Origin of the sequence: Paraburkholderia sp. RL17-373-BIF-A (assembly GCF_046030175.1) — a bacterium.
Lineage (GTDB): Bacteria > Pseudomonadota > Gammaproteobacteria > Burkholderiales > Burkholderiaceae > Paraburkholderia.
Map to the genome: position 1 here is coordinate 73777 of NZ_JARESO010000028.1, position 14614 is coordinate 88390.

A 14614-nucleotide genomic window follows, 5' to 3' on the forward strand; every position below is an offset into this window, starting at 1 on the left:
ACCTATGCTGGAATCCCGACGCTGAAGCAGTCGTGCGATATGAACGAAGACGTCACCCGCCGCCCATCGACCGACGCCCAAAGGATGCTCGAGATAGTCGATGCTTTCGCCACAGAAGTGAGTCCACGGGGATCCAGGCCGCATGGCGTCACGCTGAACAGCGAGTTCGAGCGTGATCTCGGCCTCGACAGTCTTGCACGTACCGAACTGCTGACCCGCATCGAGAAGACGCTCGGCGTGCATTTTCCGCTTGCGTTGTTCGGGCAGGCGGTGACACCCGGCGATTTACTGCGCGCACTCGAAGGAGAAGCATCCGGGCGACCCGGGTACGCCATCGGCGCCGTCGAGCTTCGAGCGCCGACTGGTGCGCTGGACCCGCCGATTGACGCACAAACGCTGGTCGAGGCATTGCAGTGGCACGTGTCCCGACGACCTGAACGCACGCACATCGTGTTTCTCGACGAGGACGCGCCGTCACCTGCGATGACGTACGCGGCGCTTTACGAGGCCGCCTTACGGGTATCGAGCGGATTGCGCAGGCTCGGCGTGAACCCCGGCGACACGGTCGCACTGATGTTGCCGACCGGCAGCGACTATTTCGCCTGCTTTGCAGGCATCCTGCTCGCCGGGGCGATAGTCGTGCCGGTGTATCCGCCTGTGCACTCCGCGCGGATGGACGATCATCTGAGACGCCATGCGGCGATTCTGTCGGATGCGCGTACGCGCGTCATGATCGTGCCCTCACACACGCTTGTAGCAAGCCTTCTGGCCAAGGCGCGGGTACCGACTTTACGCGAAATCGTTGCAACGGATCAACTGATGGGCGAGACGGACAATGAACGGTATGTCCCTCGCGCGGAAGACATTGCATTGCTTCAGTACACTTCCGGCAGCACCGGTGCGCCAAAGGGCGTGGTACTCACGCACGCCAACCTGCTCGCCAATATCCGGGCGATGGGCCAGACTGCCGGGATCGAGGAACACGACATCTTCGCAAGCTGGCTTCCGCTGTACCACGACATGGGCCTGATTGGAGCCTGGTTCGGGCCGCTCTACTTTGGTATCCCGCTGGTTCTGATGTCCCCGCTGACGTTCCTCGCACGTCCCGCACGCTGGCTGCAGGCAATCAGCCACTACCAGGCCACCATCACCGCAGGGCCCAACTTCGCCTATGAACGATGCACGCGCCGGATCGACGACACCGATCTCGAAGGCGTCAACCTGTCCTCGTTACGCCTCGCATTCTGCGGAGCGGAGCCCGTCAGCGCGCCAACCATGCGGGCATTCGCCTTACGCTTTTCCGGCCATGGATTCAGGGGGACCGCCCTGACTCCCGTATACGGTCTGGCGGAAAACACGCTCGGACTGGCTTTTTCAGAACCGGGCCGAGGGGTGAGGACCGACTGTATCAGTCGTTCCCGACTGGCTGACTCACAGCGTGCAGCACAAGCGGAATCGCCTGACGATGTACTCGAACTGGTTTCATGTGGACGCGCGTTACCCCGCAACCAGATCCGTATCGTTGACGCTGGCGGAAGAGACGTATCTGAAAGAGCGATCGGGAGGATCGAATTTCAAAGTTCATCCGCGACCTGCGGGTATTTTCAGAATCCGGAGCTGACCGCGCGGCTGGTTCATGATGGCTGGCTCGATACCGGCGATCTGGGATACATGGCCGATGAAGAGCTGTTTATCACTGGCCGGGTGAAGGATCTGGTGATTCGCGCCGGGCGCCACTTTTTCCCGTATGAACTGGAAGCGGCCGTCGGCCATCTGCCTGGCGTGCGCGCCGGTTGTGTCGCAGTGTGTGGAACGCCTGACGTTGAGACGGGTACCGATCGCCTGATCCTGATTGCGGAAACTCGCGAAACTGCGCCTGAGGCACTCGCGGCGATGCGCACGGGCATTAACGAAGCCTCCGTGGCTCTGCTGGGCGCTCCACCAGAAGAAGTCGCTCTCGTCCCGCCGCATAGCATTCTGAAAACATCCAGCGGCAAGATCCGCCACTCGGCCACGCTGGAGCTGTACCTGCGTAGCCGCGGGAATCTCCTGCCACGCCCGGCGTGGCTTCAGTGGTTCGACATCGGAGCGAACACCGTACGGCCGATTGGCCGACGGGTTCGAGCCGCCGTCACGCAGACCGCCTACGGCGCATGGTGCTGGCTGATCGCAACCCTGATAGTCATACCCACATGGTTGATGACCGTATGGCATCCGGACACCAGGCGAAACTGGGTAGTTGCATCGCGCGCGGCACGGTTAGCCCTGAGGCTTGCAGGTATTTGCGTGACGGTACGCGGTGTCGATCTCATCGACGTGGCGCGGCCGGCCATCTTCGTTGCGAATCACGCGAGCTATCTTGACGGCCTTGTGTTGCTGGCGGCCATCCCAATGCCACTTGGCATGGTCGCCAAGCGTGAGCTGGCTGGCGGATTGCTGATGGGTCCCTTTCTTCGGGCAATAGGCACGCGTTTCGTCGAGCGCGTCGACTACCAGCGCATGGCCGAGGACGAACGCGAACTGGTGAAGCAGGCGACGGCTGGCGCCTCGCTGCTCTTCTTTCCTGAAGGAACATTTGTCAGATCCGCCGGGCTGCGGCAGTTTCGTCTCGGCGCCTTTGTGGCCGCCTGCGCATCGCATCGGCCCGTCATACCAGTCGCAATCGCGGGCACGCGCATCGTGCTTCCGGATGGACAGTGGATGCCAACGCGAGCCGACGTGACGGTTACCGTGCTCCCCGCTCTTAAACCAGCGGGAGAGGACATGAAGGCTGCTGCGGGCCTGCGCGACGCCGCACGCGATGCAATAGCAGGCCATTGCGGAGAGCGGGTTCTAAGTGACATTTCCCCACTGGACATACCCACTCGTCACGACGCTATTTGACTACGATATTCGCGATGCGCAAATCAATGCCCTTATAACCGCGTCTGAAAGCAAACGCGGGTCAACGGCTATAACCGGAAGGGTCTCCGAGTTCCACCACTGCGCCGAAATCATCTACGGCCGTCGCTCGCTCTACCCGCACGGCAGTTACCTTATATTCGGGAGCGTGTACCTGCCGATCGCGCACGGGAGACGTGAGGCGGTTCACGAACAGTTCTGGGCGGTGGAAAGTGGCGAACAGTTGTCCCGGTGGGACACGGCCGGTAACGCGTAGCGGCAGCGCCGTCGTGCCATGGCGGCTGTGCACGCGCACCGAATCACCATCCGCCATCCCCAGTTGCGCTGCATCCGCCGGGGACATGTCGAGCGTGTCGGTCGGGCGCAGCTGTGCGTTAGGCGTGCGGCAGGTCATCGTACCGACGTTGAAGTGATACAGCGTGCGGCCGGTGGTCAGAAGCAAGGGATAGGTATCGTCGGTGGTCTCGGACGTGGGTATGAAGTCGATTCGTGCCAACGCAGCGGTCTTGCCGATCGGAAAGTTCGTCCGGTGCAAGACCGGTGTGCCCGGGTGGTGCTCGCTTGGGCAAGGCCAGTGAAGGCTTTCCCGTTCCAGCCGGTCGTAGGTCAGACCGGCGGCCTCCGGCCAGAGCGTGCGCACCTCGTTCCAGATGGCGCCTGGGCTATCGAAGCTGAAGCCTTGCGCGTGGTCGAGCCTGGCAGCGAGTGCCTGGACGATCCACCAGTCCGGCCTGGCAACGCCTGGCGGCGACACGACGCCGCGGATGCGATGCACCCGCCGGTCCGCGTTCATGAAGGTGCCGTCTTTTTCGAAGAACGACGCCGCTGGCAGGAACACGGTGCCGAACGCGCGTGCGGTCTCGTTGACAAACAGGTCCTGCACGATCACCAGGTCCAGTTTCGCCAGCGCATCGCGGGTCGCCGTTTCGTTGGCCAGCGACAGGTAGACGTCGTAGCCACACGCCCACAATGCCTTGAGCTTGCCGTCACGCGCAGCATCCATCATCTGCAGCAGATCCAGGCCATGCGTGGCAGGTAGCCGGCAATCCCAGGCGGCTTCGAAGCGCGACCCGGCGTCCTTGATCAGTTGAGAGCCGGTCAGCGTTGCCGGGTCACAGCCCATCTGCGCTGACCCTTGCACGTTATTCTGGCCGCGCATGGGGTTGATGCCGGCGCCGGACTTGCCGAGGTTGCCGGTCAGCAAGGCGAGATTGATGAGCGTCATCACGCCCTCTGTGCCTTGCAGGTGCTCGGTCACGCCCAGGCCATGAAAACACATCGCCGGCTGGGCGGCTGCATAAATGCGCGCGGCGGCACGGATGTCGGCCGCGGCAACGCCGCAAGCATCGGCAACCAGTTCCGGGGTGTACTTCGTGACGAAGGCGGCAAAGTCCTCGAAGCCGGTCACCCGTTCAGCCAGAAAGGACTGATCGACGAGGCCTTCCTCAATCAGCGTCGCGGCCATGGCGTTGAATAGCGGGACGTTGCAGCCGGGCCGCACCGCCAGATGAACGTCGGCAAGCTGTGCAAGTTCGGTGCTGCGCGGGTCCACCACCACGAGCCTGGCTCCATGCAGGACAGCCTGCCTGATGCGCGCGCCGACGACGGGGTGGTTCTCGGTCGGATTGGCGCCGCACAGCAGAAAGGCGTTGGCGACTTCGATGTCGTCAAAGCAGTTGGTCGCGGCTCCGGTGCCCAGCATGGTCTTGAGCGCCTTGGCGCTGGGTGTATGGCAGACGCGCGCGCAGCAATCGACGTTGTTGGTGCCGAGCACCACGCGGGCAAACTTCTGCAGCAGATAGTTTTCTTCGTTGCTGGCGCGGGCTGAACCCAGTACGCCAATCGCGTCCGGCCCAGCGGTCGCGATGATCGCGCGCAGCCGGGTGGCGACGAAATCGAGCGCATCGTCCCAGCTTGCCGCTTGCCATTCACCGTCGCGGCGGATGATCGGTGTGACGATGCGATCCGCCGCATGGTTGAACTCGAAGGCATACCGACCTTTCGCGCACAGGTGGCCCCGGTTGGTCGGATGATCGGCGGGCCGCACCGCCACGACCTCGCCATTGCTGCTGCCCACGTCCATCTGGCAACCAACGCCACAGTAACCGCAGGTGGTGCGGGTCCAGTCGATCGGCTTGTTCGGGCTGCGCTTGTCGAACAACGCGCCGGTCGGGCAGGTATCCACACAGGCGCCGCAACTCACGCAACCACCATCGAGCAAGGTCGGCCCCCTGCCCGGCGCAACATGGGTTTCTTCGCCGCGCTGCCAGGTCTCCCAAACGAACTGACCCTGCACATCTTCGCAGATCCGCACACAGCGATAGCAATGAATGCAGCGCTCCATTGCCACGCCGAGATAGGGGTGACTGTCGTCACGGAACAGGGAACCGCGCGTCGCCCCACCTGCCGTCAGGTTGTAGTGGGCAAGCAGCTGGTGGAAGGGCCGCGTGGGTTCGTCGACGACGGCCTGCGGCGGGTAGTGCGTCGCGATCAGCGCCAGATTGGTTCGACGCAGCGCCTCCAGCGCCGGCGTATGAGTACGCACCTGCATGCCGTCCTCGACGATCGCGGCGCAACTCGCTACCGGCCGGGGTTGGCCGTCGATTTCCACCACACACAGGCGGCAAGCGCCGGCAGCGGGCAAGCGTCTGTCGTAACAGGTATGCGGCACCACCACACCGGCCTGCTCCAGGGCATCCAGCAGGCACGCGCCGGGCCGCGCATCATGCTCGACGCCGTTGATTGTTATCCGAAGCATGCCGACCACTCCCCGGCGTAGTGAGTCTGCACGGCGCGAGCGAACTCGGCCAGGCCGCGCCCGTGCCCACACAGGCTTGTGGCAGCGAGCGCTTCCAGCAGCGCATCACATTGGGCCGCATCATCACCGCCGCGCCTCGACCCGCCTTCGCTAACGGCGGCGAACATGGCCGCCAGCCTTGGTGTGCCCAGGTGGCACGGCGTACATTTGCCGCAGGATTCACGCGCGCCAAAGCGGAATACCTCCTCGACGATGGCCGCCAGCGGTGTATCGTCGGCAAAGGCAATCACGCCGCCGTGACCGACCGCGCAACCGATTGCCTGCATTTCCTCGTAACCCAGCGGGGTACCGAGCAACGCGGGCGGCACGATGCCGGCCAGTGGCCCGCCCACCATGACACCCTTGAGCTGGCCGCGCCGCAGCCCACCGCCGAGTTCGTCGACCACGCGCTCGAGCGGAATCCCGAACTCCACTTCGTACACTCCCGGCCTGCGGAACAAGGAATTGAGGGACAGCAGCTTGGTGCCGCGGCTCTGCGAGAAGCCTAATCCGGCGTATGCATCCGCCCCTTGTGTGACGATCCAGGGTACGGCGCACAGGGTTTCCACGTTTTGCACCAAGGTCGGCAGTCCGAACAGTCCGTGTTCAGTGAGCTGCGGCGGCCGCATTCGTGCTTCCGGCCGGCGGCCTTCCAGCGCGTTGAGCAATGCAGTTTCTTCGCCGCACAGATAGCTGCCTTCGCCTATCACGCATTCCAGGTCGAATTGCGCATCCAGCCAGCCGGCTGCCCGTGCCTCATGCAATGCGCTGGCGAGCACACGTGCGGCATCGGGGTATTCCTTGCGCAGGTAGATATAGCCGTGCGTCGCACCCGTCGCATGGGCGGCGATGGTGGCGGCTTCAATCAGGCGAAATGGATCGCGCTCGAGCAGAAAGCGATCTGAGAATGCACCAGGATCGCCTTCGTCTGCATTGATGACCAGATATTTGGGCGACGCGTGCTGCGCAGCCATGGCTTCCCATTTCCGGCCGGCCGGAAAACCTGCTCCACCACGACCGCGCAATTGCGCATTGTCGATCAGTCGGACCACATCATCCGGCGGCATGGCCAACGCGGCGAGGCGCGCCGCGCCACCACCACGTTCCTGGTATTCGGCCAGCCCACGCACACCGCCCGCGCGCACATTTTCTAGCAACACACTGCGGCGGCTGTGGACCGCGATGTGCGGCGATGTATCGTGGTCGGCGTCACTGGGCGCGGCATAGCACTTGCCCAGGCAATAGACGGGTGAGCGCTGCTGACACGCCCTGGCCCACCGCCCGGGGTTGTCCGCACGGGCGGCGAAGCAGGCCAGACCGTTGCAGGCACAGCCTGTTAGCGGTATGCCGGCCAGGTGATAGAAGCTACCGGCCGCGGCATGGCGTTGCATCGGCTTCATCTCGTGCTCCTTGCGTACCGGCACATGGTACGCCGTTGAAATGACTTACCGTGTAACGTCAGCAACGTCTCGTCCGGAGTTGGCAGGCTACGGTCGCACAGCCGAGGGCACGATAACAGTTCCCGCGTTGCTCAGGAGCTAGGCTACTGGTCGCGACTTTCGAAGCCTTGCGATCTGCACGTAAGAGATCCCGTTCACGAGACCATAAAGAATGTGCAGACTAAAATTGGTCCACGTTCGGGCGTCGATGAACCACGCAAACACCGCTGTCATGACGTAGAAATTCACGAGGTAGAGAAATGCACCGAACACTGCCCCAACGATCAACGTCATTAACAAGTCGGAGTAGACATTACACACTTCAATGAGCGCGGCAAGAACAAGTGAATACCCGATCGCCAGCGCCAGGTAAACAGTGAGCGCCTCTACCAGCACTGCGATATTGTGTGAGACCGGCTCCACGAACACACTGTCTCCCATCACAATGGCTGCGACCATGCGGATCGCTCCCCACACGATCCCGCCATCTGCGATGATCACACCTATGGCAGAACACATCAGAACAGTTGCCGCGATCATGCCCGAGACTGTTGCTGCGCACCAATCCGGAGTTCGGCGCTTGAACTGGCCTTCGTGAAAATGAAGTTCCATCACAACCTCCTTCGATGTGAGGGGGCGAGAAGACACCAGCGAGCCTTTGCCCCTGTGCCTGAGGGGGATTCTTTAGTCTTTTTTGCGCTTTTCATCCGGCGATGAGGTACGCACATTCATTGGCCATCTGTGCGCGATTAAGCAAACTAACCCCTCGGTCAGTACATGCAGTCGCGTTTCGCAAGCGTCCGAATTGAGTATTGAAATCCATTGTTAATGGTTTCAGCATGCGCCATGTCCGCCTCCAATGTGAACCTCACGCCGCCGACTCCATCAACATGGCGATTTTTCCGGCCCTCGCTGCTCGGCGAGTGCGCGCTGTACCTTGCTGACAAAATCCTCCAGCAACTGGCTGGTTTCGCCACGTTTCGCTTCGCGTGCAGTTATCTTGCATTGGGCAACAGGCGGGCTGCCGACGAGCGCGCGCATCTGCGCAAAGGCGGATTCGCTGCCACGCCCTCCCAGGCTGCAGAAGAACGCGACGTGGCGCAGTCCTGATTTATTCGCGATAAGGTAGGCGCGAACCGGCGATGCCAGCGATCCGGCCCAGATTGGGGTTCCGACGATCACAAACTCATACGACGAAGGATCCTTCCTGGCCGGCACAACATCGGCGGGACGCTGATTCATCGCCTCGACCAGCGAGCGCAAATACCCAAACGGGCCAGCACGGTCACGCCGATCGAGAATCTCTTCGACATCCGCGTCCAGCATCTGGCCGAGCGTCAAGGCGATTGTGCGGGTAACGCCCGATCGGGAATAATAGACGACCAGTATTCTCTTCTCTGCCATTTCGACACTCCTGCAAAGCTGAATCGCGCCCGAACGAATGGCGCCAGGAACGCTTAATCACAGAATAGAGGTCGGATTGCATCAGTTCATGATCCACATCAAGAGGGACACTGCATGCGCGTTCGCGTCGGAGCACGGGGGGGAATCCCTCCGCGTGGGCATGCGATTGTCGAGGCTACTCCAGCATATCTCACGCGAATCGCCCTCTGATTCGTTGCTGAGATTCAGGTTAACGTAGATCCACAGAGAAGCATGCTTTGCCCACTGCCCTTCCGCGCCGGCCGTGCCGCTATGCCTGAAAAGACCCTTCAATCCGCTTGACGCAGATCAATCCGGCGGGAAGCGTCGCGCGCGATTCTGGACACATTGCCACAGTTACGGGATCCGAACGGCCGCCGACAGCGAACCTTAGCGGAATCTTCGCGTCACCGGCCCCGTGCATCCGACCACGTATTGGTCCAAGGCTGGCGAAGGAGCCGGAGTCTGCGTCGCGCGGTGCGGTCTGCGCCGAAGGCACGCGCTTCGTCGACAACAGCGATTAGTCGAGTCTCCCGGAACATGACCATCGGGCATCTGATCGTGGCTTGAGGCGCCGTCCTCGCGACGGTTTAAATCTGCGTTGTCAGCAGGCGCGACGACCGGCGGTTGCTCACGCAACGACGGATTCTGCGCGATCCATCCGGGATCGGGTCCAGATGGTTGAACACGCATATCGTCAGTTCAACATCCGCGCTACCAATATCGGGAGATGAATCATGCTGATCGGTGTGCCAAAGGAGATCAAGGATCAGGAATATCGCGTGGGACTAACCCCAGCGAGCACGCGGGAACTGATAAGCCGTGGGCATACGATAATGGTTCAGTCCCGAGCCGGCGCGGAAATCGGCCTTGCGGACGAAGCCTATGTCGCAGCCGGTGCGACCATGTGTGAGAATGCAGGCGAGATTTATTCGCGTGCCGACATGATCATCAAGGTCAAGGAGCCGCAAGCAGCGGAACGCGCCATGTTGCGTCCAGGGCAGATTCTTTATGCCTTCCTGCATCTGGCGCCCGATCCCGACCAGGCGGCAGCGCTAGTGAAATCCGGCGCGGTCTGCATTGCCTATGAAACCATCACTGGACCAGGCGGCACCCTGCCGCTGCTCGCGCCGATGAGCGAAGTCGCTGGTCGCATGTCGATCCAGGCGGCTGCTGCCAACCTCGAAAAATCGAAGGGAGGAATGGGCCTGCTGCTGTCTGGCGTGCCGGGCGTCGCGCCTGCACACGTGGTCGTGATCGGTGCCGGTGTCGTCGGATCTCACGCACTGCAGGTCGCCGTTGGAATGGGCGCAAGAGTCACGATACTTGACAGGAACGTCGACCGGTTGCGCCAGCTCGATATGATCTTCGGCAATCGTATTACCACGCTCTACTCTAACATTCACAGCATCGAGGAATCTGTACTGGCCGCCGACGTGGTGATCGGTGCAGTGCTCGTTCCGGGTGCCACGGCACCAAGGCTGGTCACGCGCGCTATGGTCGCGAAGATGAGAGCCGGTGCGGTCGTAGTCGACGTCGCGGTCGACCAGGGCGGATGCTTCGAGACATCCCATGCAACCACACACACCGAGCCAACTTACATCGTCGGCGGGGTGATCCATTACTGCGTTGCGAATATGCCAGGGGCTGTCGCCCGCACGTCCACGTTTGCGCTCAACAACGCCACCATCGGGCCCGCAATCTCACTCGCCGACAAGGGATGGAAGCGCGCGCTGGCCGAAGACGAACACCTCAGGTCCGGTTTGAATGTCTGCGCTGGCCATGTCACGTACGAAGCGGTGGCAAGGGCGCACGGCTACGCGTATGCGCCGGCAGATCTGATGCTTACCTGAGGTTCGTGCCATCCGTTCGAAGACCACTCATCGTTTCGCGCCTAAAGAGGGGGGCGTCCGGTTGCATGCGATGGCGCCTCGTCTGTCGCGCCATGGTGCCGTCCTCAACGCCCTTGATCGCGGAGGTCCCTTGCCGGTGAATCGGGCTTGACGCATGTCAAGGAGCGACCTGGGACCATACCTAGACTTAATGAATGGTTCTGGCTGCATGGTCATAACCTTCGACTGACACGATCACGCTCCTCAGGCCGTCGGCTCACGGTCGGCAGCGCCGCAGCGGGGGTGCACCTCCAGAAAGAGGAAAGATGGACTCGTCATCGATCATCTGTAAGACCGCCGCTGATCTGCGGGCCGCGCCCAACTTCGCCGATTACGAAGGCGAACGAGACCACTTTTCTTGGGAGGCCGTGGCTAACGCATTGTCGGACGAGCCGCGTGGCGAATTGAATATGGCATGGCAGGCGGTGGATCGTCATGCCTCCAGCAGTTTGCGCGAAAAAGTTGCTTTCCGGTTCCTTGTCGACGGTGCACCGGCTCGGGTTCTCAGCTACGGGCAACTGTCCGCCCTCACCAACCGCTTCTGCAACGTGCTGCGTGCCCTTGGCGTCGGCAAGGGCGAGCGGATTTTCATTCTCGCGGGCCGTATCCCGGAGCTTTACATCGCCCTCCTCGGCAGCCTGAAAAACGGTACCGTGGTTTCGCCCCTGTTCTCGGCGTTTGGCCCCGAGCCCATCGCCACGCGCGTCAATCTCGGCGCCGGGACCGTACTGGTGACAACGGACGCGCTCTATGATCGCAAGGTCGCCAGCTGGCGCGATCGCATGCCGAGCCTGAGGCACGTGTTGCTGGTAGCGGAAGATGGCGGCACCACGACCGTGCCGGGCACGCTCGATCTGGCGACGCTGATGTCAGACGCGCCGGACGCATGCGAGATCACACCGACCGCAGCGGAAGACATGGCGCTGTTGCACTTCACCAGCGGCACAACCGGCACGCCCAAGGGCGCGGTACATGTGCATGCCGCCGTCGCGACTCACTGGGCTACCGGCCGCTATGCGCTCGACCTGCATGCCGAGGACACTTATTGGTGTACCGCCGATCCGGGCTGGGTAACGGGCACTTCTTACGGCGTCATCGCCCCGCTGCTCCATGGTGTGACTTCGATCGTCGATCGCGAAGAGTTTGACGCCGAACGCTGGTACAGCATTCTTCAGAACGAAGGGGTGAGCATCTGGTACACAGCGCCGACGGCGATCCGCATGCTGATGAGGGCTGGCGCCGACGTCGCAAAGAAGTACACATTTCCGCGACTACGCTTTGTTGCCAGTGTTGGCGAGCCGCTGAATCCGGAGGCGGTCTGGTGGGGCAAAGAAGCGCTGGGCCTACCGATCCACGACAACTGGTGGCAGACGGAAACCGGCGGCATCATGATCGCCAACACGCCGGCCTTCGATATCAAACCCGGTTCGATGGGCCGGCCGTTGCCGGGTATCGAAGCGGCGATCGTACAGCGGCAGCAGGACGGCAGCGTGCAGGTGATCAACGAGCCTGGCAAGCAAGGTGAACTGGCCCTCAAACGTGGCTGGCCATCCATGTTCCGTGGATATCTCAACAACGAAGAGCGCTACCGCAAAAGCTTTGCCGGCGACTGGTACCTGACCGGGGATCTGGCGCAGCGGGATGCTGATGGCTACTACTGGTTCGTCGGCCGAGCCGACGATGTCATCAAGTCGGCGGGCCACCTGATCGGTCCCTTCGAGGTCGAAAGCGCACTGATGGAGCATCCAGCCGTTGCCGAAGCCGGCGTGATCGGCAAGCCGGACCCAGTGGCAGGCGAAGTGGTCAAGGCTTTCGTGTCGTTGAACAAAGGTTTCGAGCAGAGCGAAGCGCTACGCATGGAACTGCTGGGCCACGCGAGAAAACGCCTCGGCGCAGCCGTTGCGCCGAAGGAGATCGCCTTCCTGGCACAACTGCCGCGAACACGGAGCGGCAAGATCATGCGCCGGCTGCTGAAGGCTCGTGAGCTGGGCTTGCCCGAAGGCGATACATCGACACTGGAAACCGACGCATGACACCCGTCGACCACCCAGCCCCGCCGCCGCCGAGCGGCCCGGTGCCTTATGATAAGGACTTCGCACTCAGCCTGCTGCGCGACATGCTGCGCATCCGCCGGCTCGAAGAAAAATGTGCCGAACTGTACGGCGCTGGCAAGATACGCGGGTTCCTGCATCTCTACATCGGCGAGGAAGCAGTGGGTGTCGGCGCGCTACACGCGCTGACACCCGAGGACAACATCGTCGCCACCTACCGCGAACACGGCCACGCGCTGGTGCGCGGCATGGACATGGGCGTGCTGATGGCCGAGATGTATGGCAAACGGGAAGGCTGCGCTCGCGGGCACGGTGGCTCCATGCATCTGTTCGACCGGAAGACGAGGCTGTTCGGCGGTAACGCGATCGTCGGGGGCGGACTGCCGGTGGCAGCGGGACTCGGGCTTGCCGAGAAGATGCAAGCCGGCCGACGTGTCACCGCGTGCTTCTTCGGCGACGGCGCGATGGCCGAAGGTGCATTCCACGAATCCATGAACCTTGCTGCCTTGTGGAAGCTCCCGGTGCTCTTCTGCTGCGAGAACAACCTCTATGCAATGGGTACGGCACTGGAGCGCTATGAATCCCAGACCAACCTCTGCATCAAGGCCGCGTCTTACAACATGCCCGCGGTGGCGGCAGACGGCATGGACATTGTCGCGGTACACGACGCGGCGAAGCAGGCAGCAGCGCTCGTCAGGAGCGGCGGGGGACCGGTATTTCTGGAACTGCGCACCTACCGGTTTCGTGCGCATTCGATGTACGACGCTGAGCTCTACCGCCAGAAAGCCGAGGTGGAAGAGTGGAAAACGCGCGGCCCAATCCACACCTTTACCGCACGGTTGAAGGCCGATGGCAAGCTGAGCGAGGAGGAATTTCTCGCCCTCGATGCCGCGGTGAATGATGAAGTGGCCAAGGCCGTTGCGTTTGCCGAGGCCGGCACGTGGGAGCAAGTCGAAGACCTGTTGAAGGACGTATACACGCCAACGGGAGCAGCTCCATGAGCCGGCGTCTCAGCTATCGCGAAGCGCTGCGCGAGGCCTTGCGCGAGGCGCTCGCGGGCGACCCTCGGGTCTTCCTGATGGGCGAGGACGTGGGCCGCTACGGCGGCACTTATGCAGTGTCCACGGGACTGCTTGCCGAGTTTGGCCCCGAGCGCATCCGCGACACACCGCTCTCCGAACTCGGTTTCACGGGTGCCGGCATCGGCGCGGCCTTGGGTGGCATGCGGCCCATCGTCGAGGTAATGACCGTGAACTTCAGCCTGCTGGCGCTCGACCAGATCGTGAATACCGCTGCGCTCTACCACCACATGTCCGGAGGGCAGTTTTCCGTGCCGCTGGTTGTGCGCATGGCCTCGGGTGCCGGGCGCCAGGTGGCAGCCCAGCACTCGCACAGTTTCGAAGGTTGGTATGCCGGCATTCCGGGTATCAAGGTGCTTGCCCCGGCCACCATTGAGGATGCCCGCCACATGCTGGCGCCGGCGCTCGCCGATCCCGACCCGGTCCTGATCTTCGAACACGCAGGGCTCTACAACATGGAGGATGAATTGCCCGACGTGTCAGGCGTGGATATCAGCACCGCGAAGGTGCGCCGTGCTGGCAATGACGTGGTTATCCTCGCCTATGGCGGCTCGCTCCCTAAAGCTGTGCAGGCTGCCGAGGCGCTCGCCACGGATGGCATCTCGGCCGAGGTGCTCGACTTGCGAGTTCTGCGCCCGCTGGACGACGCGACAATCATGGCGTCGGTGGCCAGGTGCCGCCGAGCAGTGATCGTCGATGAGTGCTGGCGCAGCGCCAGCCTCGCCACCGAACTGATGGCGCGCATCGTCGAGCAGGCGTTCTACGAGCTCGATGCGCCGGCGGCGCGGGTATGCTCGGAAGACGTGCCGATACCCTATGCGAAACATATGGAGGAGGCAGCGTTGCCCCAGGTCGACAAAATCATCGTCACAGCGAAACAATTGTTCGCATGAATGCCCTGCTCGCCCCACCCTCCCTGTCAGGACGAGGCAGAACCGATATTCACCTCGGTGACCACCGGATCGCGTGACGCGTCGGTGTCCTGCGCGGCTGCCATCGTAACGCAACCTGCCCACGCCGTTCGGGCTCCCGG

At 62.4% G+C, this 14614-nt stretch carries 9 protein-coding genes; 5 read left to right on the forward strand and 4 right to left on the reverse strand.

From position 1 onward, the window contains the following. The first annotated feature begins 39 nt into the window (after positions 1–39). Positions 40–2883: an AMP-binding protein gene (locus P0D80_RS29535; RefSeq protein ID WP_408288949.1), complete on the forward strand. Its 2844-nt coding sequence runs from the start codon at positions 40–42 to the stop codon at positions 2881–2883. A 61-nt stretch (positions 2884–2944) separates the two neighbouring features. On the opposite strand, the gene fdhF is transcribed toward P0D80_RS29535, so the two are convergent. From fdhF to P0D80_RS29555, 4 genes are all read right to left on the reverse strand, one after another. Next, complete coding sequence (gene fdhF, locus P0D80_RS29540) at positions 2945–5659, reverse strand: formate dehydrogenase subunit alpha (protein WP_408288952.1); 2715 nt, start codon at positions 5657–5659, stop codon at positions 2945–2947. After that, positions 5647–7098, reverse strand: a complete 1452-nt coding sequence (locus P0D80_RS29545; RefSeq protein WP_408288955.1) for a complex I 51 kDa subunit family protein — start codon at positions 7096–7098, stop codon at positions 5647–5649. The genes fdhF and P0D80_RS29545 overlap by 13 nt, the downstream gene beginning before the upstream one ends. A gap of 138 nt (positions 7099–7236) precedes the next feature. Beyond that, positions 7237–7749, reverse strand: a complete 513-nt coding sequence (locus tag P0D80_RS29550) for a hypothetical protein (RefSeq protein ID WP_408288958.1) — start codon at positions 7747–7749, stop codon at positions 7237–7239. Between the two features lie 273 nt (positions 7750–8022). Beyond that, on the reverse strand, positions 8023–8541 hold the full coding sequence (locus P0D80_RS29555; protein WP_408288961.1) for a flavodoxin family protein: 519 nt from the start codon (positions 8539–8541) through the stop codon (positions 8023–8025). A gap of 755 nt (positions 8542–9296) precedes the next feature. On the opposite strand from P0D80_RS29555, the gene ald reads away from it, so the two are divergent. From ald to P0D80_RS29575, 4 genes are all read left to right on the forward strand, one after another. After that, positions 9297–10412, forward strand: a complete 1116-nt coding sequence (gene ald, locus P0D80_RS29560; protein ID WP_408288964.1) for an alanine dehydrogenase — start codon at positions 9297–9299, stop codon at positions 10410–10412. Between the two features lie 305 nt (positions 10413–10717). Continuing rightward, complete coding sequence (gene acsA, locus P0D80_RS29565) at positions 10718–12484, forward strand: acetate--CoA ligase (protein ID WP_408288967.1); 1767 nt, start codon at positions 10718–10720, stop codon at positions 12482–12484. Then, a complete protein-coding gene (gene pdhA, locus P0D80_RS29570; RefSeq protein ID WP_408288970.1) occupies positions 12481–13503 on the forward strand; it encodes a pyruvate dehydrogenase (acetyl-transferring) E1 component subunit alpha in 1023 nt (340 codons plus the stop codon). The genes acsA and pdhA overlap by 4 nt, the downstream gene beginning before the upstream one ends. Beyond that, positions 13500–14474 (forward strand): alpha-ketoacid dehydrogenase subunit beta, encoded by a 975-nt coding sequence (locus tag P0D80_RS29575; protein ID WP_408288973.1) that lies wholly within the window; start codon positions 13500–13502, stop codon positions 14472–14474. Before pdhA ends, P0D80_RS29575 begins: the two co-directional genes overlap by 4 nt. Positions 14475–14614: the final 140 nt, after the last annotated feature.

Excerpts from the sequence above, each read along its gene's own strand:
- P0D80_RS29535 (WP_408288949.1), top strand. The coding sequence starts at position 40 with ATGAACGAAGACGTCACCCGCCGCCCATCGACCGACGCCCAAAGGATG.
- P0D80_RS29545 (WP_408288955.1), bottom strand. The coding sequence starts at position 7,098 with ATGAAGCCGATGCAACGCCATGCCGCGGCCGGTAGCTTCTATCACCTG.
- fdhF (WP_408288952.1), bottom strand. The coding sequence starts at position 5,659 with ATGCTTCGGATAACAATCAACGGCGTCGAGCATGATGCGCGGCCCGGC.
- P0D80_RS29550 (WP_408288958.1), bottom strand. The coding sequence starts at position 7,749 with ATGGAACTTCATTTTCACGAAGGCCAGTTCAAGCGCCGAACTCCGGAT.
- ald (WP_408288964.1), top strand. The coding sequence starts at position 9,297 with ATGCTGATCGGTGTGCCAAAGGAGATCAAGGATCAGGAATATCGCGTG.
- P0D80_RS29575 (WP_408288973.1), top strand. The coding sequence starts at position 13,500 with ATGAGCCGGCGTCTCAGCTATCGCGAAGCGCTGCGCGAGGCCTTGCGC.
- acsA (WP_408288967.1), top strand. The coding sequence starts at position 10,718 with ATGGACTCGTCATCGATCATCTGTAAGACCGCCGCTGATCTGCGGGCC.
- P0D80_RS29555 (WP_408288961.1), bottom strand. The coding sequence starts at position 8,541 with ATGGCAGAGAAGAGAATACTGGTCGTCTATTATTCCCGATCGGGCGTT.
- pdhA (WP_408288970.1), top strand. The coding sequence starts at position 12,481 with ATGACACCCGTCGACCACCCAGCCCCGCCGCCGCCGAGCGGCCCGGTG.